Raw genomic sequence first — 23,663 nt, forward strand, 5'->3', positions numbered from 1 at the left:
AGGTCACGGCTTGAGCAGCGCGACCACCTTGTCCTCCAGTGCGACCGGATCGGCGTTCGGGTCGGCCGTTTCGGTGTGGGGCAGTGTGGCGTCGGGATCGGCGAAATCGCGGTAGGTCTTGTCGCCGGCCAGCGTGGCCAGCAGATACCCGGTGAGTAGGGCCCGCACGATTTTCTGGGTGTCCTTGTCGGCGCCGGGCAGTCCGATGAAACGGGCCAGGCGGCGTCCCTCGACCAGGCCCCCGGCCTGCGCCTTGCTGACCGTCCGGAGCGTCGCGCCGTCCCAGACCCGGGCCAGCTCCACGGCGTTCGAGCGCAGCGTCATCGGGTCGCCGGGGGCGCTCAGCACCAGGCCGGGCACCCGCAACGCCGACGCCGGTTGTTCGGTCGGCGGCTTCGTCACCGTCGGGAACAGTGACACCACGGCCTTCGGAGGCTGCGCTGAACCTCCCATTCCCGCGGCGGCGAACACCGCTGCCGACCCGCCGAAGCCGTGCCCGACCACGCCGCGCTTGCCGGGGTGCACGCTGATCTTGCCCGTACCCAGCCGCACCCCGGTGATGATTTCGAGGGCCGCGCCCAGGTCGAAGGCGAAATTGAGCACCGAGGGAGCGATGCTCTTCTCGGTGTTGGGGGCCGCTGCCACGATGCCCCACGACGCCAGGTGCTCCAGCGTGTGCGCATAGTTGCCCGCCTGCGCCATCCAGTCGTGGCCGAACACCACGCCAGGCAGATTCAGGCCGGATTCCGGCGTGTACACCACTCCCGGCATGCCGGCGAACGCCAGGTCACCGCGCAGGACTCGATGCGGTCCGCGGCGGGTCAACCCTGCGAAGAGCTTCTTTGTGCTGGCCACGCGTTGACCGTAGCGCAGGGCCGCCGCGGCGCGTGAGCGCCAATTGAGCCTGAGGCGCGCCCGGGTGCGATCACGGTGATATGCGTCAACCGTCGTCGCGCAGAATCGGGTCAGCACTCCGGCTGCACTATCCTGGGACCCTATGTGTGGAATCGTCGGCTACGTCGGGACGCGCCCGGCCCGCGGCATCGTGGTCGACGCGCTGCGGCGGATGGAATACCGGGGCTACGACTCCGCGGGGATCGCGCTGATCGACGGCAACGGCGGGTTGACGGTACGTCGCCGCGCCGGTCGGCTGGCCAACCTGGAAGCCACCCTCGCCGAGACCGACGAGGGTGTGCTGACCGGGACGACGGGCCTCGGCCACACCCGCTGGGCCACCCACGGCCGTCCCACTGACCGCAATGCCCACCCGCACCGTGACGCGGCAGCCAAGATCGCCGTCGTTCACAACGGCATCATCGAAAACTTCGCCGGCCTGCGTGCCGAGCTGGAAGCCGACGGGGTCGAGTTCGCCAGCGACACCGACTCCGAGGTGGCCGTGCACCTGGTGGCCCGCCAGTACGCCCACGGCGACACCGCCGGCGACTTTCCGGCGTCCGTGCTGGCCGTGCTGCAGCGACTGGAAGGCCACTTCACCCTGGTGTTCGCGAACGCCGACGATCCGGGCACGATCGTGGCCGCACGCCGATCCACCCCGCTGGTGGTCGGCATCGGCGAGGGCGAGATGTTCGTCGGCTCCGATGTGGCGGCGTTCATCGAGCACACCCGCCACGCCGTGGAGCTCGGCCAGGACCAGGCGGTGGTGCTGACCGCCGACGGCTACCGGATCACCGACTTCTTCGGCCGCGACGATCTGCAGGCCGGCCAGGACTACCGGGAATTCCACATCGACTGGGATCTCGACGCCGCCGAAAAGGGTGGCTACGACTACTTCATGCTCAAGGAGATCGCCGAGCAGCCCGCCGCGGTCGCCGACACCCTGCTGGGGCATTTCGTCGACGGCCGTATCGTGCTCGACGAGCAGCGCCTGAGTGATCAGGAACTGCGCGAGATCGACAAGGTCTACATCGTCGCCTGCGGCACCGCGTACCACTCCGGCCTGCTGGCCAAGTACGCCATCGAGCACTGGACCCGGCTGCCGGTCGAGGTCGAGCTCGCCAGCGAGTTCCGGTACCGGGACCCGGTGCTGGATCGCAGCACGCTGGTGATCGCCATCTCGCAGTCCGGCGAGACCGCCGACACGCTGGAAGCGGTGCGGCACGCCAAGACGCAGAAGGCCAAGGTGCTGGCGATCTGCAACACCAACGGCAGCCAGATCCCGCGCGAGGCCGACGCGGTGCTCTACACCCGGGCCGGGCCGGAGATCGGTGTGGCCGCCACCAAGACGTTCCTGGCGCAGATCGCCGCGAACTACCTGGTGGGGCTGGCCCTGGCGCAGGCCCGCGGGACCAAGTACCCCGACGAGGTCGAGCGCGAGTACGCCGATCTTGAGGCCATGCCGGACTTGATCGGCCGAGTGCTGGCCGGCATCGAGCCGGTGTTCCAGCTGGCGCAGCGGTTCGCGAAGTCGCCCACGATCCTGTTCCTGGGCCGGCACGTCGGATACCCGGTGGCGCTCGAGGGTGCGCTCAAGCTCAAGGAGCTGGCCTACATGCACGCCGAGGGCTTCGCCGCCGGTGAGCTCAAGCACGGCCCGATCGCCCTGATCGACGACGACCTGCCGGTGATCGTGGTGATGCCGTCACCCAAGAACGCGCAGATGCTGCACGCCAAGCTGTTGTCCAACATCCGCGAGATCCAGGCCCGCGGTGCGGTGACCATCGTGATCGCCGAGGAGGGCGACGACACGGTGCGGCCCTACGCCGATCATTTGATCGAGATCCCGGCCGTGTCAACGCTTTTTCAGCCGCTGCTGTCGACCATTCCGCTGCAGGTGTTCGCGGCCGGGGTGGCCCGGGCGCGAGGGTACGACGTCGACAAGCCCCGCAATCTGGCCAAGTCCGTCACCGTCGAGTAGCCCTGTCATCCCGTCGAACGTGAACAAGATCGCGAAGTTTCCGAGAAATCTCGCGATCTTCTCCACGTTCGGTGTCGAGGTCTGATGGATCTGCGGGTTCCCACGGTCAACATCGCCGGGCGGTGGGCCCGCGGAGCGCTGGGAGCCTTTGTCTCCGCGGCGGCGTTCGAGCATTTCCTGGGCACCTACCGGGCCGGGATGGCTGCGCTGCCGCCGTTCGAACTGTTCGATGTGCCAACCTCGTTCGGGACCGTACGGGCCTACCGTTTCGCCGGGCCGGACACTGGTGCGCCGGTGGTGCTGCTGCCCGGCCGCAACGCGTCGACGCCGATGTACCGGACAAACCTCGGGCCGTTGCTGGAACGTCGCACTGTCTACGGCATCGATCTGCTCGGTGAGACCGGCTTATCGGTGCAGCGCAAGGTGATTCGTGGCGGTCTGGATCAGGCGCAGTGGCTTGACGAGGCACTGGCCGGGCTCGACCTGGAAAACGCGCATCTACTCGGGGTATCGATCGGCGGCTGGACTGCCGCGAACTGTGCGGTGCATCGGCCCGGGCGGATCGCGTCGCTGACCCTGCTCGATCCGGTATTCACTTTCACCGGTATCCCAGCCAAGGCAATGCTCGCCTCGGTGGCACTGTTCGCGCCGGGCGTACCGGAGAGCTGGCGCCGGCGGGTGCACAGCTGGATAGCCGGCGGTTCCGACCTGGCAGCCGCCGCGATCGAATCCGCGCTGATCGATGCCGGGGCAAAGGATTTCACGCTGCACACGCCGATGCCCAAACTGTTCACCGATGAGCAACTGCGGAGCCTCGACATGCCGGTGCTGGCGTTGATCGCGGGCCGAAGCGTCATGCTCAACCCGACCCGCGCTGTCGCGCGGGCGCGAGAGTTGCTGGTGCACGGTCAGATCGAGCTCTGGCCAGATGCTTCCCACGCCATCAACGGTGAATACCCGGAAGGGATCGCTCAGCGGGCGGGCCGCTTCTGGGACGCCGTGTAGCGTGTGCGGGTCATCCGCCCGGTCGGTCCTCAGGCGCGGATCACCGACGGCCCCAGTGCTTCATAGCGCTGTGCTTCCTCGGCGGGCAACTCGGTGCCGGTGACGATCGACTCGAAATCGGAGACGTGAGCGAACCGGCAGAAACTCGTCTCCCCGAACTTCGAATGCGCAGCCACCAGTACGCGCCGCTGCGCGACGTTCACGGCCGTCTGCTTCACCGCTGCCACCGCGGGGTCCGGGGTGGTCAGGCCATGCTCGGCAGTGATCCCGTTGGTGCCCAGGAAGGCGATATCGATCACCAGGCCGCTCAGTCGCTCCACCGCCCAGTGGTCGACGGTGGCCAGGGTGCGTCCTCGCATGCGCCCACCGATCATCAGGACGGTGACGGTCTCGCTGTGTGCCAGCGCCTCGGCGGCCAGCAGCGATGATGTCACCACGGTCACTTCCTGATCGGCGAGCTGTTCGGCGATCAGCCGTGGCGTGAAACCCTCATCCAGGTAGACGGTTTCGGCACCGTGCAATAGATGTGCCGCTGCAGCACCGATGCGGTGCTTCTGGGCCAGGTCCACCTGGCTGCGGTATTCGACGGTGGATTCGAACGCTGCGGTCTCCAGTGGGATCGCGCCGCCGTGCACACGTTTGAGCAGTCGTCTCCCGGCCAGCGCATTGAGGTCGCGACGGATGGTTTCGGCTGCGACGTCGAGTTCGGAGGCCAGATCCAACACATCGACGCGGCCCCGGCTGCGCGCGAACTCGACGATGCGACTCTGGCGGGTATCTGAATCCACGCTTGCCATTCTGGGGCACCCGGGTGTGGCGTCGGTTATTTGCTGTCGGAGAGCACTGCGCGCACCTCGTCGGCGCTGGTCGCCGTCCGCAGCCGGGCCACCTCGTCCTTGTCGAGGAAGACGTGCGCGATCTTGGTCAGCAGTGCCATGTGGTCGTTGCCCAATCCGGCGATGCCGACGACGAACTCGGCGGGTTTACCGTTCCAGTCGATGGGTTCGGGGTAGCGCACGAAGGAGATCCCGGTACGGCGGATCGCAGTCTTGGCCTCGTTGGTGCCGTGCGGGATGGCCAGACCGTTGCCCATGTAGGTCGACACCGACTTCTCGCGTTCGTGCATGGCATCCACGTAGGCCGGCTCGACGGCGTCCGCTGCGACCAACAGGGCGCCGGCCTCGTCGATGGCGGCGTCTGCTGAGGTGGCGGTGCCGGCCAGCACGATCGAATCCAGCGGCAGCACGTCGCTCTCAGTTGTCTGGTCTTCGCGCAAGCGCTCATCCGCAGTTGTCTGGTCTTCGCGCAAGCGCTCATCCGTAGCCGAATTGGTGTTCCCAAGCATCTCGACGATCTCGTCGTAGCGAGGTGAACTCATGAAGTCCTCCACCGAGACATGAACGGCCGAAGCGGTTTTCAGGCGCGCCCGGTCGGTCAGGTCGCGGTGGGTGACCACCAGGTCGTAGGTGTCGGTGAGGTTCGCGATGGATTGGTTGGTCACGGCGATGTCGCCGAATCCGGCCGAATGAATCTTTTTTCGCAGCACCGACGCCCCCATCGCCGAGGACCCCATCCCGGCGTCACAGGCGAACACGATGCTGGTCACCGGACCCCGGGGCGCACCGACCAGGGCGGAAGCCACACTGGACTTCTTGCCCTTGAGTGCCTCCATCTCGGCGGTGGCCGCAGCCAGATCGGGTTCGGCATCGGCACGATCGGTCTTGAGCAGCAGTGACGCGACGGCGAACGAGACGGCGGTGGCCCCGAGCACCGACAACGTCACCCCGAGGAAGCTGCCGCTCGCGGTCTGCGCGTAGATCGCGATGATCGAACCGGGTGCGGCCGGGGCGCGCAGTCCGGAACCGAACAGCACGTTGATGAAGACGCCGGTCATGCCGCCGAGGACCGTGGCGGCGATCAGCTTGGGCTTCATCAGCACGTACGGGAAGTAGATCTCGTGGATGCCGCCGAAGAACTGGATGATCGCGGCACCCGGGGCTGAGGCACGGGCAGTGCCGCGGCCGAACACCATGAATGCCAACAGGACTCCCAGGCCGGGGCCGGGGTTGGTCTCCAACAGGAACAGAATCGACTTGCCGGTCTCCAACGCCTGGGTGGTGCCCAACGGTGTCAGCACCCCGTGGTTGATGGCGTTGTTGAGGAACAGCACCTTCGCCGGTTCGATGAGCACTGAGGTCAGGGGCAGCAGGTCATTGTTGACCAGGAAGTCCACCGCGTTTCCAGCGGCGCGGGTGAACGACGACACGATCGGTCCGACACCGAAGAATCCGAGGATGGCCAGCAGCATGCCCAGAATGCCTGCCGAAAAGTTGTCGACGAGCATCTCGAAACCGGGCCGGATCTTGCCTTCCCAGAGTGCGTCGGCCTTCTTCATCGCCCAGCCGCCCAGTGGCCCCATGATCATCGCGCCCATGAACATCGGGACATCAGCGCCGGCGACCACCCCCATGGTGGCGATCGCGCCGACGACGGCGCCGCGGTTGCCGTGGATCATCCGGCCACCGGTGTATCCGATCAGTACGGGCAGCAGGTAGGTGATCATCGGGCCGACGATGCCGGCGCCGTCATAGCTGCCCCAGCCGCCGATCTTGGCCACCCATCCGTCTGGGTCCCTGAGCCCGGAGAAGATCGCCTGCAGCCAGCCTTGCTCGATGAAAAGGGCCGTGATCAGGCCCCAGGCGATGAAGGCACCGATATTCGGCATCACCATGTTCGACAGCGAGGTGCCCAGCTTCTGCACGTGCACCCGAACTCCGGTGCGTGGCGCTTCGACAGTGGACATCTGACGACCTCCGATCTTGCCGGCTGCTGGGTGACGCCGGTCACATGCATACCCAGTAGACCGCATAAATGGGCACTAGTGCAAGCAATCGGGCGTAAATGGGCAGTAGATATTGTGGTTTTATGACTGGATTGGCGTTAGGGTGCTGATACCGACCCGGTTATCGCCAGTTCCTGTGAGTCGAGAGGACCGCCATGAAAGCCCTGCGTTACTACGCCCCCGAGGATGTCCGCCTGGAGGATGTGCCGGAGCCCCAGTGCGGCCCTGACGAGGTGAAGATTCGCGTGCGCAACTGCTCCACCTGCGGCACCGATGTCAAGATCCTGCACAACGGGCACCAGAACCTGACCCCGCCACGCACCATCGGGCATGAGATCGCCGGGGACATCGTGGAGGTGGGTGCCGACGTGAATTCCGCCTATGGCACCGATTGGACCGAGGGCGACCGAGTCCAGGTGATCGCGGCGGTCCCGTGCGGAGAATGCCACGAGTGCCGTAAGGGCTGGATGGCCGTGTGCCAGAACCAGACATCGATGGGCTACCAGTACGACGGCGGTTTCGCCGAGTACATGATCGTTCCGCGCCAGGTGCTCAAAGTCGATGGGCTGAACCGGATTCCGGACAACGTCGGCTACGACGAGGCGTCGGCGGCCGAACCGTTCGCGTGCGCGATCAACGCGCAGGATCTGCTTGGTATTGAAGAGGGCGACACAGTCGTGGTGTTCGGTGCCGGCCCCATCGGCTGTATGCACATCCGCATCGCGCGCGGTGTGCACAACTGTGGCCCGGTCTATCTCGTCGACGTGAACGAAAGCCGGCTCAAGATCTCGGCCGACGCCGTGCATCCCGATGAGGTGATCAACGCGGCGGAGGGCGACGTCGTCGAGAAGGTGATGGAACTGACCGGCGGCCGCGGCGCCGACATCGTCATCACCGCCACCGCGGCCAACATCACCCAGGAGCAGGCCATCGCCATGGCGGCCCGAAACGGGCGCATCTCGTTCTTCGGCGGACTGCCCAAGACCAACCCGACCATCACGTGTGATTCGAACGTGGTGCACTACCGGCAGTTGCACATCCACGGCGCCAACGGCTCCGCGCCGGAGCACAACAAGCGTGCGCTGCAGTACATCTCGAGTGGGCAGGTGCCGGTAAAGGACCTCATCACGCGCCACATCCCGCTCGACGATGTGCTCGATGCCTTCTCGATCGTGCAGAACGGTGAGGCCATCAAGGTGACGGTTGAACCTGCCGCTGCGACGGCAGCGGTCTGACGGCGCGGTCATCACGTGTGGGGTCTTCGCTGAAGCCCAGCATCACCCCGCACGCGATCAGGCCGATGCCGGTCCACACCGGTGCGGCGGGAAAGGTCCCGGTGACAGGTATGCCGATCACCGCCGCGGCAATGGGCGCCACTCCGGTCAGCAACCCGGCTCGCCCGGCGCCCAACGCGCGCACGCACGTGTACCAGAGGACGAATGCGACGGCCGTCACGCAGACGGCCAGATAGCCGATCGACAGGATCTCGCCGACATCGAAACTGCTTGCTGCTCTCCACCCTTCGGTGGTCAGCGCGAGCACGCCGAACATCACGGCAGCCATCCAGGTGGTGTGCACCGAAACTCCCGCAGGACCGTGCGAGCTCAGCACCGGCACCGCCAGGAGCGTGAAGCCGGCCTCGCACGCGAATACCACTGCGGCCCAGAACAATCCGATGGCATCCGCGTGGCCCAGCCCTTCGACGACCACCGCCCCGACGCTGACCACGACGGCTGCGGCAAGCACCCGGCTCCGCGGCTGGTGACCTTCCAGTAGTGGTCCCATCGTCGCCAGCGCCACCGGCACGCAGGCCACCGCGACTGCCAGCACCGCGGGTTCGGCATGGCGGGATCCGTACACCAGGGCCACGTTGAACAGCATCAGGCCGCTCCCGGTCACACTCAGCAGCCAGAACCAGTCGGAGCCCCGCGGACGGCGCAGTGGTTGGCCGGTGCATCGGGCCCAAGCGAGCAACAGCACGCACGCAATGCCGTAGCGCAGTGCCTGCGCGGTGTGCAGTGGCGCGTCGGCGAGTGCACCCGAGACGGCCACGCTGCCGCCGACGAACGTCATGCCGAGGGCGCCGGACAGACCGGCGCGGGTGGGGCTGGACATGCTCCCATGCTGGCGCGAATATGGTCCAACAAATAGAACCAAGTTTGGATATCTGTCATGGACCAAATTGCGGGCGCGGACTTCCTCCAACTCGACCCGGCGACCGCCCCGGTGCGCGGACTCACCGACTGGCTCGCGGATGCGCTGCGCTCGGCGATCGCAGACGGGAGGCTTACTGCAGGCACCCGTTTTCCGGCGACCCGGATCCTGGCCGGCGAACTGGCGGTATCACGCGGTGTCGTTGTCGAGGCCTATCGGCGCCTCGCCGACGAGGGGCTGGTGAGCGGGCACGCGGGTGGTGGCACCCACGTGCTCACCCAGCCGGTCCGGCCGCCACGGGCAGGCCCAACAGCGCCGGCGGTGTCACGCCTGCCGCATCCTCGCCTGCCGGTCGGTGAGGGAATCGATCTCTCGCCGGGTGTGCCCGACCTGTCGGCATTTCCGCGCAGCACATGGCTGCGAGCCGAGCGCGCGGTGCTGGCCGAGACCTCGCCCGAAGACCTCGGATACGGGGATCCCCGCGGCCATCCACGGTTGCGGGCGGCGCTCGCCCCATGGTTGGGCCGGACCCGTGGGCTGCGGATCGCTCCTGACGACATCCTGGTGGTCGCGGGTGTCGCCCAGGCTGTCGCATTACTTGCCCAGCAGTTGCGCGGTGAAGGCCTCGACACGATCGCGGTCGAGGATCCCGGCTCGCGCGGGGCCGTCGACGAACTCGAGTATTGGGGTCTGCGCCCGGTGCCCGTCCCCGTCGACGACGACGGCCTCCTCGTCACGGAGCTGGCCGCCACCGGCGCACCGACCGTCTTTCTGACCCCGGCGCATCAATTCCCGACAGGTGTGGTGCTGGGCCCGCACCGGCGCCGCGAGCTGCTCGAATGGGACGGGGAGCTGATCATCGAGGACGACTACGACGCCGAATATCGCTACGACCGCGCACCCGTTCCCTCGCTGCACCCGTCGGCGCCGGACCGCATCGCGTACGCCGGCAGTACCTCCAAGAGCCTGGCGCCCGCATTGCGTCTGGGCTGGGTGGTCGCGCCCCCACAGCGCCACCCCGACCTGGTGGCGGCCAAGCACGCCACCGACCTCGGCAGCCCCACCGTGCCGCAGCTGGTGCTCGCCCGGTTGCTGGAATCGGGCGAGTACGACCGGCATGTCCGGCTGATGCGCGCGCGGCACCGGGCCCGGCGCGACGCTTTGGCCGAGGGACTAGCGGGCCTGCAGGTCACCGGAGTTGCCGCCGGTCTGCACCTGCTCGTCACCCTGCCCGAGGACGTCGATGACGCTGCGCTGGCGGACGATCTGCGTGCAGCGGGGGTCCTCGTGCATCCCGTGTCGTGGCACCGGCGGCTACCCGGACCACCCGGCCTGGTTCTCGGGTACGCCTCGCATCCACCGGACCGATTACGCGAAGCCGCAGCCACGATCGCGCGGGTCGTCGGGGCGAATCGGTGACTGCTCCGAGCAAACACACGTAACCTGTTGGCGCGCGGCAAAGTCGAAGTCATTCGAGTGGAGCGGGAGCTGATGCGGTACTACTACTCGGCCGATGCGATCCGTGCCGCCGAGGCGCCACTGCTGGAATCGCTGCCCGACGGTGTGCTGATGGGCCGCGCCGCGTATGGGCTGGCGAGGGCGATCGCCATCGAACTGAAGCTGCGTACCGGAGGCATTGCCGGCCGGCGGATCTGTGCGGTGGTGGGCTCCGGTGACAACGGCGGCGACGCCTTGTGGGCGGCGACGTTCCTGCGCCGCCGCGGAGCGGCCGCCGATGCGGTCCTGCTGAACCCGGAGCGCACCCACGCCAAGGCGCTGACGGCATTCCGGCGGGCCGGGGGCCGCGTGGTGTCCGGGATCGCCGCAGCAACCGATCTGGTGGTCGACGGTGTCGTCGGCATCTCCGGGCGCGGCCCGTTGCGTCCCAACGCCGCGGCGGTATTCGAGGCCAACACCGCTCCCGTGGTCGCCGTCGACATCCCCAGCGGCCTCGATGTGCAGACCGGTGCCGCCGACGGCCCACACGTGCGAGCCGTCCTGACCGTCACGTTCGGCGGCCTCAAACCCGTACATGCACTGGGCGAATGCGGTCGCGTCGAGCTCGTCGACATCGGCCTGGACCTGGCGCCCTCCGACCTGGCCGGGTTCGAGGTGGCCGATGTCCGGACCCACTGGCCGATCCCGGGGCCGCACGACGACAAGTACACCCAAGGGGTGACGGGCGTGGTGTCCGGCTCGGCGACCTATCCCGGTGCGGCCGTGTTGAGCACGGGGGCCGCGGTGGCTGCCACCTCCGGCATGGTCCGCTATGTGGGAAGCGCTGGACCGCAGGTGCTTTCGCACTGGCCAGAGGTGATCGCCGCGCCCAGTTCGCAGGAGGCAGGCCGGGTCCAGGCCTGGGTGGTCGGGCCCGGACTGGGCACCGATGACACGGCGAAGGCCGCGCTGCGTTTCGCGCTCGATTCCGACCTTCCGGTGATCGTCGACGCCGACGCTCTCACGCTGCTTGCCACCGATCCGGGCCTGCTCCGCGGGCGCAGCGCACCGACTGTGCTGACACCGCATGCCGGCGAATACGAGCGGCTGGCCGGAGATCCACCGGGCGCCGACCGCGTCGCCGCTACCCGCGGCCTGGCCGAAAAACTCGGCGCCACCGTGCTGCTCAAAGGCAACGTCACCGTCATCGCCTCGCCCGGGCACACCACGTATCTCAACCCTGCGGGCCAATCCTGGGCTGCCACAGCCGGATCCGGCGATGTGCTGTCCGGGATCATCGGCGCCCTGCTGGCCGCCGGACTGCCGGCCGGGGCGGCCGCGGCCGCAGCCGCCTTCGTTCATGCCCGCGCCGCCAACCTGTCGGCGGCCGACCCCGGTCCCAGCCCGGCGCCGACCTCGGCGTCACGCATCCTCGCCCATGTCCGCGCGGCGATCGCCGCGCTGTAGAAGAAAAGGATCTCCATGCCGCACAAGCACCGTCACACCCATCACATCTCGCCGGCCTACACCGGCAGGTTGGCGATGGCTCCCGTTCCGTCCCTGCGCCTGCCCGACGATGCGATGGAACCTGCAGCGGCGTACCGCTTCATCCACGACGAGCTGATGCTCGACGGCAGCTCACGGTTGAACCTCGCGACATTCGTCACCACGTGGATGGACCCCGAGGCCGAGAAGCTCATGGCCGAGACGTTCGACAAGAACATGATCGACAAGGACGAGTACCCGGCCACCGCAGCGATAGAGGCGCGCTGCGTGAGCATGGTCGCCGAGCTGTTCCACGCCGAAGGGCTGAGCGACGAGGATGCCTCGGCCGCATGCGGAGTCTCCACGATCGGCTCCAGCGAGGCGGTGATGCTGGGCGGCCTGGCGATGAAATGGCGGTGGCGGGAGAAGGTCGGAAAGGATTGGAAGGGGCGCACCCCCAACCTGGTGATGGGCTCCAACGTCCAGGTGGTGTGGGAGAAGTTCTGCCGGTACTTCGACGTCGAGCCGCGCTACCTGCCGATGGAAAAGGGCCGCTACGTGATCACCCCCGAGCAGGTGCTCGACGCGGTCGACGAGGACACCATCGGCGTCGTCGGGATCCTGGGCACCACCTACACCGGGGAGCTGGAGCCGATCGCGGAGATCTGCGCGGCGCTGGATCAGCTCGCGCAAGACAAGGGCCTGGACATCCCCGTGCACGTCGACGCCGCCAGCGGCGGATTCGTCGTCCCCTTCCTGCATCCCGACCTGGAATGGGACTTCCGGCTGCCGCGCGTGGTGTCGATCAACGTCAGCGGTCACAAGTACGGGCTGACCTACCCGGGCATCGGCTTCGTGGTGTGGCGCAGCAAGGAGTACCTGCCCGAGGACCTGGTGTTCCGGGTCAACTACCTCGGCGGCGACATGCCGACGTTCACTCTCAACTTCTCGCGGCCCGGCAACCAGGTGGTGGGCCAGTACTACAACTTCCTGCGGCTGGGCCGGGCCGGATACACCCAGGTCATGCAGTGCCTGTCGCAGACGGCGCGCTGGCTGGGGGACGAGCTGCGTGACAGCGAGCACTTCGAGCTGATCACCGACGGTTCGGCCATTCCCGTGGTCAGTTTCCGGCTCAAGGGCAATCCGGGGTACACCGAGTTCGACGTGTCGGAGGGGCTGCGCTCCTTCGGCTGGCAGGTGCCGGCCTACACGATGCCCGACGACGCCACCGACGTCGTGGTGCTGCGAGTGGTGGTCCGTGAGGGGTTCTCGGCCGATCTGGCCCGGGCGCTCAAAGAGGACACGATCACGGTGCTCGGGCGGCTCGACAAGCTCAAGCCACGCGGAGCGTTCGACGACCTGCAGCCGTTTGCGCACTAGAGGGTGCTAATCGGTCCGCTGATCTGGCCCGATGCCTACCTCTGGGACAATGGTCGGCGGTGATATGACATGCAGACGACTGAACTCGCGACCGCGCTGACCCCGCACGCCTCGCCGCGCGCGGTCGTGGACCTCGGCGCGATCGACCACAACGTCCGCCTGCTGCGTGAACATGCCGGCAGCGCCCGTGTGATGGCCGTGGTCAAGGCCGACGGATACGGCCACGGCGCGGTCGAGGTGGGCCGGGCCGCCTTGGCCGCCGGGGCCGCCGAACTCGGGGTGGTGACCATCGCCGAGGCGGTGGCACTGCGGGCCGGCGGGATCACCGCCCCCGTGCTGTGCTGGCTGCACCCGCCGGGCTCTGACTTCACCCCCGCGCTCGAGAACGATGTGCAGATCGCGGTGTCCTCGGTGCGCCAACTCGACGATGTGCTGGCGGCCGTGGACCAGACCGGCCGTACCGCGACGGTCACGGTGAAGGCCGACACCGGCCTGAGCCGCAATGGTGTCAGCCCGGCCGATTTCCCCGCGATGGTCGCCGCGCTGGGCCGGGCCCAGGCCGACGGCGCGATCCGCGTGCGCGGCATCATGAGTCACCTGGTGCACGGCGACGAGCCCGACAATCCGTTCAACGAGCTGCAGGGCAAGCGCCTCACCGCGATGCGGGAGCAGGCCGCCGAGCAGGGTGTGGTGTTCGAGGTGGCCCACATCGCGAACTCTCCCGCAGCGATGACCCGTCCCGATCTGGCCTTCGACATGGTGCGGCCCGGGATCGCGGTGTACGGCCTCAGCCCCATCCCGGAGCGCGGCGACATGGGACTGCTGCCTGCCATGACATTGAAATGCCCTGTCGCGCTGGTTCGTTCGGTGCACGCCGGCGACGGGGTGTCCTACGGTCACCGGTGGATCGCCGACCGGGACACCACGCTGGGGCTGCTGCCGGTGGGCTACGCCGACGGCATCTTCCGCTTGTTGAGCGGGCGGATCGAGGTGCTGATCAACGGCCGGCGCTGCCCGGCCGTCGGGCGAATCTGCATGGACCAGTTCGTCGTCGACCTCGGACCGGACGCCACTGACGTCGCCGAAGGTGACGACGCGATCTTGTTCGGCCCCGGCACCAAGGGCGAACAGACCGCCCAGGACTGGGCCGAACTGCTCGGCACCATCAACTACGAGGTGGTCACCAGCCCCCGCGGCCGGATCACCCGCACCTACCTACAGGCAGGTCGCGAGCGTTGAGTCGCAATGCTCAGTGGCTGGCCGGAGCGGCCGGGGTCACTGCCGTGGGTACGGTGGCGGGCAGGTCGGTGGCGCGGTCGCTGACCCGGCGCAGTACCGGCGAGGATCCCTACCTGGGTGAGGATTTCGAACGCCTCGATGCCGACCGCAGTTCCGTGGTGACGACCGACGACGGCGTCCCGCTGGCCGTGCGTGAAGTCGGCCCGAACGATGCACCGTTGACGGTGGTTTTCGCCCACGGTTTCTGTTTGCGCATGGGCGCCTTCTACTTTCAGCGCACCCGGCTGGCCGAACAGTGGGGTCCGCAGGTGCGGATGGTGTTCTACGATCAGCGCGGCCATGGTCAGTCGGGGACTGCACCGCCGGACACCTACACTGTCGAACAACTCGGGCGTGATCTGGAAGCGGTTCTGGCCGTGACGGTTCCACGCGGCCCCGCAGTGCTGGTCGGCCATTCGATGGGCGGCATGACGGTCCTCTCGCATGCCCGGCAGTTCCCGCAGCGCTACCCGAAACAGATCGTCGGCGCCGCGGTGATCTCCTCGGCGGTCGAGGGCGTGGCGCGCTCACCGCTAGGGGAGATCTTGCGCAACCCGGCGCTGGAGGCGGTGCGGTTTTTGGCCCGCTATGCCCCGGGCACGGTGCACCGCACCCGCGGCGCGGCTCGGTCGGTGATCGGGCCGATCCTGCGCGCGGCGTCCTACGGCGACGAGTCGGTCAGCCCCAGCGTGGTCGAGTTCTCCCAACGGATGATGCACGGCACGTCGATCACCACGCTGGTCGAATTCCTGCACGCCCTCGAGGTGCACGACGAGGCCGGCGCCCTGCGGGTGCTGGCCAAGGTACCGACACTCATCGCCTGTGGTGACCGGGACCTGCTCACCCCAATGGAATACTCAAAGGCCATGGCCGCACAGCTACCCCGCTCCGAACTGGTGATCGTCGGGGGAGCCGGTCATCTGGTCCAGCTTGAGGAGCCCGTGGTGATCGACGACGCACTGGTCCGCCTGGTGGAGCGGGCCACGCCCTCCAAACTGGTCACGCTGTCGCGCCGGGTCCGCGATCGGGTCTGGTTCCGTGGCTGAGCGCAGCGCCGGTACGGCCGAGCTCGCCACCACCGAGGACACCCTCGCCCTGGGCGCGACGCTGGGCGCGGGGCTGAAGGCCGGTGACGTGGTGGTGTTGTCGGGTCCGCTGGGGGCGGGCAAGACGGTGATGGCCAAGGGCATCGCGGCGGCCATGGATGTGGACGGGCCGGTGGTCTCACCGACGTACGTGCTGGCCCGGGTGCATCGCGCCCGTCGGGCGGATCGCCCGGCGATGGTGCATGTGGACATGTACCGGTTGCTCGACCATCCCGGTGTCGATCTGCTGGGGGAGCTCGATGCGCTCGACCTCGACACCGACCTGGATGACGCCGTGGTGGTCGTCGAGTGGGGCGAGGGCCTGGCCGAACGCCTCTCCGACCATCACCTGGACATTCGTATCGAGCGCGACACCGACACCGAGACGCGCACGGTGATCTGGCAGTGGAGCGCTCCGTGAACATCTTGACCATCGATACCGCGACCCCGGCGGTCAGTGCCGGCGTGGTCCGCCGAGCGGCGGAGGGCAGCGTGGAGGCCCTCGCCGAGCGGGTGACCGTAGACGCCCGCGCTCACGCCGAACAGCTCACGCCGAACGTGCTCGGCGCCGTGTCGGATGCCGGGATCACCGTTGCGGATCTCGACGCGGTCGTGGTGGGCTGCGGACCCGGCCCGTTCACCGGGCTGCGGGTAGGGATGGCCAGTGCCGCGGCGTTCGGTCATGCGCTGGGCGTTCCGGTGCACGGGGTGTGCAGCCTGGACGCCATCGGAATCCACACCGACGGCGATGTATTGGTGGTCACCGATGCGCGGCGGCGCGAGGTGTACTGGGCGCACTACCGCGACGGAGTCCGGGTCGACGGCCCGTCCGTCAACGCACCCGCCGATGTGGCGTCCGTACTGCAGACCTCGGTCGCCGCAGTGGCCGGCTCACCCGAGCACGCCGCACTGTTCGCCCTGCCCCGGCTCGACGTCGTGTACCCGACACCCGCGGGCCTGGTGCGCGCCGTGACCGATTGGCACGATCCGCAACCGCTGGTACCGCTGTATCTGCGCCGTCCCGACGCGAAACCCTCTGCGGCGGTGCGGAAATGACCGTGTTCGAGGCGTTAACCCGCGCCGACGCCGAGCGGTGCGCGGAGCTCGAAGCCAAGCTGTTCGCCGGTGACGATCCCTGGCCGGCCAAGGCATTCCTGTCCGAACTCGACGCCAAGCACAATCGCTACCTGGCCGCCCGCAGCGACGGTGTGCTCGTGGGCTACGCCGGTATCGCTCGGCTGGGCCGAATGCGCCCGTATGAGTACGAGATCCACACCATCGGCGTCGATCCAGAATTCCAGGGGCGCGGAATCGGGCGTCGGCTGCTCGACGACCTGCTCGACTTCGCCTCCGGCGGAACGGTTTTCCTGGAGGTACGCACCGACAACGAACCGGCCATCGCACTGTACGAAAGCGCCGGATTCGTCAACATCGGCCTGCGCAAGCGGTACTACCGCGTCAGTGGGGCCGACGCCTACACCATGCAACGCCTTCCCCAAGGGGGCCCGACATGATCATTCTGGCCATCGAAAGTTCCTGCGACGAAACCGGAGTCGGTATCGCCGATCTTGGGGACGACGGCACGATCCGCCTATTGGCCGACGAAGTCGCCTCCAGCGTCGACGAGCACGCCCGCTACGGCGGCGTCGTCCCCGAGATCGCCTCGCGCGCGCACCTGGAGGCACTGGGACCGACCATGCGCCGGGCCCTGGACACCGCGGGCATCGAACGGCCCGACGTCGTCGCCGCGACCATCGGGCCCGGGCTGGCCGGGGCACTGCTGGTCGGGGTGGCCGCCGCCAAGGCCTACGCGGCCGGCTGGAACGTCCCGTTCTACGGCGTCAACCACCTGGGCGGGCATCTGGCCGCCGACGTCTACGACCACGGACCGCTGCCCGAGAGTGTCGGCCTGCTCGTCTCGGGTGGACACACCCACCTGCTGCATGTGCGGTCGCTGGGGGAACCGATCATCGAGCTGGGCAGCACCGTCGACGATGCCGCGGGCGAGGCGTACGACAAGGTGGCCCGGCTACTCGGACTGGGTTATCCCGGCGGACGGGTGCTCGACGACCTGGCCCGCACCGGTGACCGCGACGCCATCGTCTTCCCGCGGGGGATGACCGGGCCGCGGGACGACCCGTACGTGTTCAGCTTCTCGGGCCTCAAGACCGCGGTGGCCCGCTATGTGGAGGCCCACCCGGAGGCCTCGCAGGCCGATGTGGCGGCCGGTTTCCAGGAGGCCGTCGCTGACGTGCTGACCGCCAAGGCCGTGCGCGCGGCCACCGACCTCGGGGTGTCCACCCTGCTGATCGCGGGTGGGGTAGCGGCCAATTCCCGGCTGCGGGAACTTGCCGAAGGACGTTGCACGGCAGCAGGTCTGACGCTGCGGGTGCCGAGGCCACGGCTGTGCACTGACAACGGCGCGATGATCGCCTCGTTCGCGGCACATCTGATCGCCGCCGGTGCGGCTCCGTCGCCGCTGGATGCGGCCAGTGATCCGGGGTTGCCGGTGGTGAAGGGACAGGTGGCATGAGTTCGGTCGAGGACAAACTTGAGGTCACCGAGCTGCTGTACCGCTACGCCGAGCTCATCGACGCCGGCGACTTCGACGGGGTCGGGGAGCTGCTCGGACGCGGCTCGTTCATGGGCGTGGCGGGTGCGCCGGCGATCGCCAAGTTGTTCGCGCACACCACCCGCCGGTTCCCGGACCACGGCAATCGCACCCGAACCCGCCACCTCGTGCTCAACCCGATCGTCGACGTCGAGGATGTGCAGGCAACGGCCCGCTCGACGTTCGTCGTCGTGCAGAAGACCGACACCGTGCCACTGCAGCCCATCGTGGTCGGGCGCTACGCCGACGTGTTCGCCCGTGACGAACATGGCTGGTACTTCACCGAGCGCACGGTGGACGTGGAAATGGTCGGGGACGTGTCCGACCACCTGATGATTCCGGTATAGGTACCGGCATCAGGCTGGCCCGCTACGCGGCCGTGTGGATGTTCACGACATGGATGTCGCTGGTGAACAGCCGTGCGCTCATCGGTACCGGTGGGGCGGTACTTCGATAGGTTCGGCCGGTTGGTGTGATGATTTCAGTGGTGTGCCGGCCGTACTGGTCGTAGCTGGTACGGGTCTGCCAGTCGGGGCACTCTTTTGAGTAATTGCACCGTTCGCAGAGCCCTTGGCCGTTGCCGGCACTGGTCGGACCGCCGTCGGCGTGGCGGGTGATGTGATCGATGTGCCGGACGGGTGCGTCGCAGAACGGGGTGCGGCAGGTTTGGTCACGCATCTTGATGAGCCACCTGAGGCCCTTGGGGAAGTTGCGCGCCGTCGATTCCATGGCGACCAGGTTGCCGGTGAGGGGATTGGCGTAGAGGCGGCGCACCGCAGCCTCTACCTCGGGGTCGAGCACGGCGGCCCAGGCCATCTGTCGGGCCACCTCTGCCGGGATCGGGCCGTATCCGTCGAGCACCGCCGGCTCAGAACCCTGGGCCAACAAGCTCTCGTCGGAGAGCACCAGATTGAGCGCGACCGGGACCGCCGCCCCGACCTCACGTCCAGTGACGCGTCGATAGAAGGCATCGGCCATCAACGGGCCCCGCCCCTCGCATCCACCTCCGGCGGCGATCGAGGCCGCCGCGGCGGCAGTAGCCTCCGCCTGCAACGCCTGATAGGCCGTGACGCCTTCGGCCGCGGTCAGCAGCGCCGTGAGGTACATCATGCCGTGTGGGGCCGGCCGCGCGGTGACGGTGCGATCGCACTGATGGCGGCTGATGCGCTCCATCACCGCGTCGTGGTCGAGTCGAATCGCCACTCGCCCGGCCTCGGCCTCAACCTTCCTGTCTCCCAGACCATCCAGCACGTCAGGATCGGCGCACAGTTCGGCATCCATTGCGCGGCGGTCTGCCGGTGACAGGCAGGCGGCCTGGTCGGCGATGATCATCGCTCGGGCCTCGGTGAGTACCCCGGACTCCAGTGCGGCGAGGGTGTAGGGCATGTCGTCAACCAGGATCCGGGACACCTTCAGGTACCTGGCTCCGTGCCAAGGCGAGGTCTTGCGGGCCAGGCCGACCTCGGAGGCCAGACCTCTGCCGCGCTGGTCGACGGGGATGCCCTCGGCCGCCTTGCGGGCATGACGTTTGGTTTCCAGTATGGCCATTACCTGTGCCTGCCCGGCGGCGATGCTGGAAGTAGCTCGGCTCATCGCGGCGAGCTGATCGACCAACGCCTCCTCGGTGGCGTCGGGATCGATCGTGAAACGCGACCCGAACATATGTTCGATAATAGTGTGGCAAGGTCGTGTATGCAACCGTTGACGACTTCAGCTCTCGGCGAGTTCTGGCGGCACGCACAGGCCCACCCTTGAGTGCTAGCACTCGCATGTATAGAGTGCTAGGTGGCACGCGGCCAACCCCCAGCGCCGGCACCCGCGACGACGGAGCGAGGGGCACGGGCGCATGCCGAACACCTGGTAACCGGCATCTGGGGATCCCCCCGGATCCACACCCAAACAAGTGGAGGGCTTCCATCGTGGCAGTCAACATCAAGCCACTCGAGGACAAGATCCTCGTTCAGGCCAACGCGGCCGAGACCACGACCGCATCCGGTCTGGTCATCCCTGACACCGCCAAGGAAAAGCCGCAGGAAGGCACCGTCGTCGCAGTTGGCCCCGGCCGCTGGGATGAGGATGGCGAGAAGCGGATCCCCCTGGACGTTGCCGAGGGCGACACCGTCATCTACAGCAAGTACGGCGGCACCGAGATCAAGTACAACGGCGAGGAGTACTTGATCCTGTCGGCCCGCGACGTGCTGGCTGTCGTCGCAAAGTAGTTCCGTAAAGGACCTCGTGTAACCGCCCCGGAGATCCCCGTGTTCAGCTCGGGTGATGTCCGGGGCGGTATGCGTTCTCAAGCAGAAAGACATCTATGAGCAAGCAGATTGAGTTCAACGAGACTGCGCGCCGTGCCATGGAGGCCGGCGTGGACAAGCTCGCCGACGCGGTCAAGGTGACGCTGGGTCCGCGCGGTCGGAACGTGGTGCTGGCCAAGGCTTTCGGTGGACCGCAGGTCACCAATGACGGTGTGACCATCGCGCGCGAGATCGACTTGGAAGACCCGTTCGAGAACCTCGGTGCCCAACTGGTGAAGTCGGTGGCCACCAAGACCAACGACGTCGCGGGCGACGGCACCACCACCGCCACCGTGCTGGCACAGGCGCTGATCAAGGCCGGCCTGCGCAACGTGGCCGCCGGTGCCAACCCGATCGCGCTGGGTCAGGGCATCAGCAAGGCCGCCGACGCGGTGTCCGAGGCTCTGCTGGCCGCGGCCACCCCGGTATCGGACGAAAAGGCCATCGCCCAGGTCGCCACGGTGTCCTCGCGCGATGAGCAGATCGGCCAGCTGGTCGGCGAGGCCATGACCAAGGTCGGTCACGACGGTGTGGTCACCATCGAGGAATCCTCGACGCTGAACACCGAGCTCGAGGTCACCGAGGGTGTCGGCTTCGACAAGGGCTTCATCTCGGCCTACTTCGTCAACGACTTCGACTCCCAGGAAGCGGTGCTCGAGGACCCGGTGATCCTGCTGCACCGCGACAAGGTCAGCTCGCTGCCCGACCTGCTGCCGTTGCTGGAGAAGGTCGCCGAGGCCGGCAAGCCGCTGCTGATCATCGCCGAGGACGTCGAGGGTGAGGCCCTGTCCACCCTGGTCGTCAACGCCATCCGAAAGACGCTCAAGGCCGTCGCCGTCAAGGCGCCGTTCTTCGGTGATCGTCGCAAGGCGTTCCTCGACGATCTCGCCGTGGTCACCGGCGGGCAGGTCGTCAACCCCGATGTGGGCCTGGTGCTGCGCGAGGCCGGTCTGGACGTGCTGGGTTCAGCCCGTCGCGTCGTGGTCACCAAGGACAGCACCGTGCTCGTCGACGGTGGCGGCTCCAAGGACGCGGTCGCCGATCGCGTCAAGCAGCTCAAGGCCGAGATCGAGTCCACCGATTCGGACTGGGATCGGGAGAAGCTGCAGGAACGGCTGGCCAAGCTGTCCGGCGGTGTCGCGGTCATCAAGGTCGGTGCGGCCACCGAGACCGACCTGAAGAAGCGCAAGGAAGCGGTCGAGGACGCAGTAGCGGCGGCCAAGGCTGCCGTCGAGGAGGGCATCGTCACCGGTGGCGGCGCGGCCCTCGTGCAGGCCCGCACGGCGCTGGTCAAGCTGCGCGGCGAGGTCGAGGGCGACGAGGCCCTCGGTGTCGACGTGTTCTCCTCCGCGCTGTCGGCCCCGCTGTACTGGATCGCCACCAACGCCGGCCTGGACGGCTCGGTCGTGGTGAACAAGGTCAGCGAGCAGGACAACGGCCAGGGCTTCAACGCCGCCACCCTGACCTACGGTGACCTCCTCGCCGAGGGCATCGTGGATCCGGTCAAGGTGACCCGCTCGGCGGTGCTCAACGCCGCATCGGTGGCGCGCATGATCCTGACGACCGAGACGGCCGTCGTGGACAAGCCGGCCGAGGAAGAAGATCACGGGCACGGCCACCACGGCCACGCTCACTAGAAGTAGTCCGAAACACCCCCGGCCATCAGGCCGGGGGTGTTTTGTTTCGACATGGACCGGATCTTTCAGTGGGTGTGGGATCGGTACGGGCCGACGTACTCCTGGGCGATCTGCGTCCTCGTTTACCTCGCGGGGCTGTCGGTCCACCTCGCCTTCCCGTTGATCATCGTCGCCTTCGAGGGATCCGATCGCTATGCGGAGGCGGCCGTCATCACTTGTGTCGCCATGCTGGTGCGGACCTACCTGTTCGTTCTTCCCGGCTCGAAGCGGTTGCGCCCGATCGAAAAGTGGGCAGCGGGCCACCAGGTCGATCCGATGGAGGCGCTGCGCGCCACTTATGTCTATGCGCGGAGGACGACTGCCCGAGTGCTCGCAACCGACGTGGTCTGGACGCCTTGCGTGGCGGTCGTTGTGGCCACGGTTGCCGGGGCGACCGAGTGGCGACTGGTCCAATACGGGGTTGTCGGTGCCGCGTACGGAGCGGCCACCGGAGTGATCGGCATTCACAGCTTCAGCGAGGGATCGCTGCGGCCGGTCAGGACCGCCATCGCCGGTGACACGGGAATCGGCGACTCCCTGCCGCGCTCTCACCCCACTTTTGCCGCGTGGTCCCACATCACCATGATCGCGATGGCGCTCGGATTCTCCACCGGGGCCGCGATCACGGCGTCCGTGATCGACCGCGCCCGCGAGGACCCGATCGTCTCCTTGGCAATCGGGTGTGCCTTGACGCTGATTGCCGGCCCGATCGCATTCATGGCGATCTCGCCCTTCTTGCGACCGATCCGCGACCTCGCCGAGGGGACCGAACGTGTTGCGGCAGGTGACTACATTCAACGTCTGCCGGTAGTTCAGGACGACGACCTGGGTGCCTTGTCGGCGGCATTCAACCGCATGCAGGCGGGTTTGGCTGAGCGGCAACGGCTTCAGGCAGCGTTCGGTACGTACGTCGACCCTGCTCTGGCGTCGCGGCTACTTGAGCAGGGTGACGATGTGTTCACTGGTGAGCGCCGCGAGGTGACGGTCATGTTCGTCGACATCCGCGACTTCACCCCGTACGCCGAGGCGAACAGCGCTGAGGATGTCGTGACTCGTCTCAATGAATTGTTCGACGTTGTCGTGCCTGCTGTGGTCGATGCCGGAGGGCACGTCAACAAGTTCCTCGGCGATGGCGCATTGGCTGTGTTCGGTGCTCCCAACGATCTTGTCGGCCATGCCGACTCTGCAGTGAACGCCGCGCTGTTGATGCAGCGATTGGTTGCCGAACGATTCGAGGGTGCGCTGCGAATCGGTATCGGCATCAACACCGGTGTGGTGATCGCCGGCACCATCGGTGGCGGCGGCAAGCTGGAGTTCACGCTGATCGGCGATGCCGTCAACGTCGCTGCCCGTGTCGAGCAACTCACCAAGACGACCGGCGACTCAATCCTGCTGACCCAGCCGACCGTTGACGCTTTGGAGGTCCGTCCAAGCGGGCTCACCGACCGGGGGCTTCACGAGCTGAAAGGCAAGTCAGCCGCGGTAAGAGTTTTCGGACTCGACCCATCGATGAGTTTTTGAGCCGCCGGTGGTCGGTA

At 67.5% G+C, this 23,663-nt stretch carries 21 protein-coding genes; 16 read left to right on the top strand and 5 right to left on the bottom strand.

Features of this window, described 5'->3' with window-relative positions; genetic code table 11:
- Positions 1 to 3 precede the first annotated feature (3 nt).
- Positions 4 to 855 (bottom strand): dienelactone hydrolase family protein, encoded by an 852-nt coding sequence (locus HBE63_RS02245; RefSeq protein WP_166902905.1) that lies wholly within the window; start codon positions 853 to 855, stop codon positions 4 to 6.
- A 142-nt stretch (positions 856 to 997) separates the two neighbouring features.
- Between HBE63_RS02245 and glmS the strand changes: the two genes are divergently transcribed.
- Positions 998 to 2,875 (top strand): glutamine--fructose-6-phosphate transaminase (isomerizing), encoded by a 1,878-nt coding sequence (gene glmS, locus HBE63_RS02250; RefSeq protein WP_166902907.1) that lies wholly within the window; start codon positions 998 to 1,000, stop codon positions 2,873 to 2,875.
- Positions 2,876 to 2,959: 84 nt separating this feature from the next.
- Complete coding sequence (locus HBE63_RS02255; RefSeq protein ID WP_166902909.1) at positions 2,960 to 3,880, top strand: alpha/beta fold hydrolase; 921 nt, start codon at positions 2,960 to 2,962, stop codon at positions 3,878 to 3,880.
- 29 nt (positions 3,881 to 3,909) lie between these two features.
- On the opposite strand, the gene HBE63_RS02260 is transcribed toward HBE63_RS02255, so the two are convergent.
- Positions 3,910 to 4,668, bottom strand: coding sequence for a DeoR/GlpR family DNA-binding transcription regulator (locus tag HBE63_RS02260; protein WP_166902911.1), 759 nt, complete (start codon positions 4,666 to 4,668; stop codon positions 3,910 to 3,912).
- 35 nt (positions 4,669 to 4,703) lie between these two features.
- Complete coding sequence (locus HBE63_RS02265; protein WP_166902914.1) at positions 4,704 to 6,683, bottom strand: PTS mannitol transporter subunit IICBA; 1,980 nt, start codon at positions 6,681 to 6,683, stop codon at positions 4,704 to 4,706.
- Between the two features lie 194 nt (positions 6,684 to 6,877).
- Between HBE63_RS02265 and HBE63_RS02270 the strand changes: the two genes are divergently transcribed.
- Entirely contained in the window at positions 6,878 to 7,957 is a 1,080-nt protein-coding gene (locus HBE63_RS02270) for a zinc-dependent dehydrogenase (RefSeq protein WP_166902915.1), read from the top strand.
- Here HBE63_RS02270 and HBE63_RS02275 read toward each other — a convergent pair.
- Positions 7,914 to 8,837, bottom strand: coding sequence for a DMT family transporter (locus HBE63_RS02275; protein WP_166902917.1), 924 nt, complete (start codon positions 8,835 to 8,837; stop codon positions 7,914 to 7,916). The two genes, HBE63_RS02270 and HBE63_RS02275, sit on opposite strands and share 44 nt — an antisense overlap.
- A gap of 57 nt (positions 8,838 to 8,894) precedes the next feature.
- Between HBE63_RS02275 and HBE63_RS02280 the strand changes: the two genes are divergently transcribed.
- From HBE63_RS02280 to HBE63_RS02325, 10 genes are all read left to right on the top strand, one after another.
- On the top strand, positions 8,895 to 10,295 hold the full coding sequence (locus tag HBE63_RS02280; protein WP_166902918.1) for a PLP-dependent aminotransferase family protein: 1,401 nt from the start codon (positions 8,895 to 8,897) through the stop codon (positions 10,293 to 10,295).
- Between the two features lie 72 nt (positions 10,296 to 10,367).
- The gene (locus HBE63_RS02285) at positions 10,368 to 11,780 is read left to right on the top strand and encodes an NAD(P)H-hydrate dehydratase (RefSeq protein WP_166909271.1); all 1,413 of its coding nucleotides are present in this window, start codon (positions 10,368 to 10,370) and stop codon (positions 11,778 to 11,780) included.
- A 15-nt stretch (positions 11,781 to 11,795) separates the two neighbouring features.
- Positions 11,796 to 13,178: a glutamate decarboxylase gene (locus HBE63_RS02290; RefSeq protein WP_166902920.1), complete on the top strand. Its 1,383-nt coding sequence runs from the start codon at positions 11,796 to 11,798 to the stop codon at positions 13,176 to 13,178.
- 69 nt (positions 13,179 to 13,247) lie between these two features.
- Positions 13,248 to 14,417: an alanine racemase gene (alr, locus tag HBE63_RS02295; protein ID WP_166902922.1), complete on the top strand. Its 1,170-nt coding sequence runs from the start codon at positions 13,248 to 13,250 to the stop codon at positions 14,415 to 14,417.
- On the top strand, positions 14,414 to 15,502 hold the full coding sequence (locus tag HBE63_RS02300) for an alpha/beta fold hydrolase (protein WP_166902924.1): 1,089 nt from the start codon (positions 14,414 to 14,416) through the stop codon (positions 15,500 to 15,502). The genes alr and HBE63_RS02300 overlap by 4 nt, the downstream gene beginning before the upstream one ends.
- The gene (gene tsaE / locus HBE63_RS02305) at positions 15,495 to 15,962 is read left to right on the top strand and encodes a tRNA (adenosine(37)-N6)-threonylcarbamoyltransferase complex ATPase subunit type 1 TsaE (RefSeq protein WP_166902926.1); all 468 of its coding nucleotides are present in this window, start codon (positions 15,495 to 15,497) and stop codon (positions 15,960 to 15,962) included. Before HBE63_RS02300 ends, tsaE begins: the two co-directional genes overlap by 8 nt.
- A complete protein-coding gene (gene tsaB / locus HBE63_RS02310; protein WP_243858461.1) occupies positions 15,959 to 16,597 on the top strand; it encodes a tRNA (adenosine(37)-N6)-threonylcarbamoyltransferase complex dimerization subunit type 1 TsaB in 639 nt (212 codons plus the stop codon). The genes tsaE and tsaB overlap by 4 nt, the downstream gene beginning before the upstream one ends.
- Entirely contained in the window at positions 16,594 to 17,055 is a 462-nt protein-coding gene (rimI, locus tag HBE63_RS02315) for a ribosomal protein S18-alanine N-acetyltransferase (RefSeq protein WP_166902928.1), read from the top strand. The genes tsaB and rimI overlap by 4 nt, the downstream gene beginning before the upstream one ends.
- On the top strand, positions 17,052 to 18,074 hold the full coding sequence (gene tsaD / locus HBE63_RS02320; protein WP_166902930.1) for a tRNA (adenosine(37)-N6)-threonylcarbamoyltransferase complex transferase subunit TsaD: 1,023 nt from the start codon (positions 17,052 to 17,054) through the stop codon (positions 18,072 to 18,074). Before rimI ends, tsaD begins: the two co-directional genes overlap by 4 nt.
- Positions 18,071 to 18,499, top strand: coding sequence for a nuclear transport factor 2 family protein (locus HBE63_RS02325; protein ID WP_166902932.1), 429 nt, complete (start codon positions 18,071 to 18,073; stop codon positions 18,497 to 18,499). Before tsaD ends, HBE63_RS02325 begins: the two co-directional genes overlap by 4 nt.
- 22 nt (positions 18,500 to 18,521) lie before the next feature.
- Here HBE63_RS02325 and HBE63_RS02330 read toward each other — a convergent pair whose 3' ends face one another.
- Complete coding sequence (locus tag HBE63_RS02330; RefSeq protein WP_166902934.1) at positions 18,522 to 19,814, bottom strand: HNH endonuclease signature motif containing protein; 1,293 nt, start codon at positions 19,812 to 19,814, stop codon at positions 18,522 to 18,524.
- A 254-nt stretch (positions 19,815 to 20,068) separates the two neighbouring features.
- On the opposite strand from HBE63_RS02330, the gene groES reads away from it, so the two are divergent.
- The 3 genes from groES to HBE63_RS02345 all read left to right on the top strand — a co-directional run bounded on the left by groES (position 20,069) and on the right by HBE63_RS02345 (position 23,646).
- Positions 20,069 to 20,371: a co-chaperone GroES gene (gene groES, locus HBE63_RS02335; protein ID WP_036390082.1), complete on the top strand. Its 303-nt coding sequence runs from the start codon at positions 20,069 to 20,071 to the stop codon at positions 20,369 to 20,371.
- Between the two features lie 95 nt (positions 20,372 to 20,466).
- Complete coding sequence (gene groL / locus HBE63_RS02340) at positions 20,467 to 22,086, top strand: chaperonin GroEL (RefSeq protein ID WP_166902936.1); 1,620 nt, start codon at positions 20,467 to 20,469, stop codon at positions 22,084 to 22,086.
- A 51-nt stretch (positions 22,087 to 22,137) separates the two neighbouring features.
- A complete protein-coding gene (locus HBE63_RS02345) occupies positions 22,138 to 23,646 on the top strand; it encodes an adenylate/guanylate cyclase domain-containing protein (protein WP_166902938.1) in 1,509 nt (502 codons plus the stop codon).
- Positions 23,647 to 23,663: the final 17 nt, after the last annotated feature.

It is taken from the genome of Mycobacterium sp. DL440 (assembly GCF_011745145.1).
GTDB lineage: Bacteria > Actinomycetota > Actinomycetes > Mycobacteriales > Mycobacteriaceae > Mycobacterium.

Bases quoted from the DNA above. Each gene is read 5' to 3' on its own strand.
- HBE63_RS02280 (WP_166902918.1), top strand. From the start codon at position 8,895: ATGGACCAAATTGCGGGCGCGGACTTCCTCCAACTCGACCCGGCGACC.
- HBE63_RS02270 (WP_166902915.1), top strand. From the start codon at position 6,878: ATGAAAGCCCTGCGTTACTACGCCCCCGAGGATGTCCGCCTGGAGGAT.
- HBE63_RS02255 (WP_166902909.1), top strand. From the start codon at position 2,960: ATGGATCTGCGGGTTCCCACGGTCAACATCGCCGGGCGGTGGGCCCGC.
- tsaD (WP_166902930.1), top strand. From the start codon at position 17,052: ATGATCATTCTGGCCATCGAAAGTTCCTGCGACGAAACCGGAGTCGGT.
- rimI (WP_166902928.1), top strand. From the start codon at position 16,594: ATGACCGTGTTCGAGGCGTTAACCCGCGCCGACGCCGAGCGGTGCGCG.
- groL (WP_166902936.1), top strand. From the start codon at position 20,467: ATGAGCAAGCAGATTGAGTTCAACGAGACTGCGCGCCGTGCCATGGAG.
- HBE63_RS02285 (WP_166909271.1), top strand. From the start codon at position 10,368: ATGCGGTACTACTACTCGGCCGATGCGATCCGTGCCGCCGAGGCGCCA.
- alr (WP_166902922.1), top strand. From the start codon at position 13,248: ATGCAGACGACTGAACTCGCGACCGCGCTGACCCCGCACGCCTCGCCG.
- HBE63_RS02265 (WP_166902914.1), bottom strand. From the start codon at position 6,683: ATGTCCACTGTCGAAGCGCCACGCACCGGAGTTCGGGTGCACGTGCAG.
- HBE63_RS02330 (WP_166902934.1), bottom strand. From the start codon at position 19,814: ATGTTCGGGTCGCGTTTCACGATCGATCCCGACGCCACCGAGGAGGCG.
- HBE63_RS02290 (WP_166902920.1), top strand. From the start codon at position 11,796: ATGCCGCACAAGCACCGTCACACCCATCACATCTCGCCGGCCTACACC.
- HBE63_RS02345 (WP_166902938.1), top strand. From the start codon at position 22,138: ATGGACCGGATCTTTCAGTGGGTGTGGGATCGGTACGGGCCGACGTAC.
- HBE63_RS02325 (WP_166902932.1), top strand. From the start codon at position 18,071: ATGAGTTCGGTCGAGGACAAACTTGAGGTCACCGAGCTGCTGTACCGC.
- HBE63_RS02275 (WP_166902917.1), bottom strand. From the start codon at position 8,837: ATGTCCAGCCCCACCCGCGCCGGTCTGTCCGGCGCCCTCGGCATGACG.
- glmS (WP_166902907.1), top strand. From the start codon at position 998: ATGTGTGGAATCGTCGGCTACGTCGGGACGCGCCCGGCCCGCGGCATC.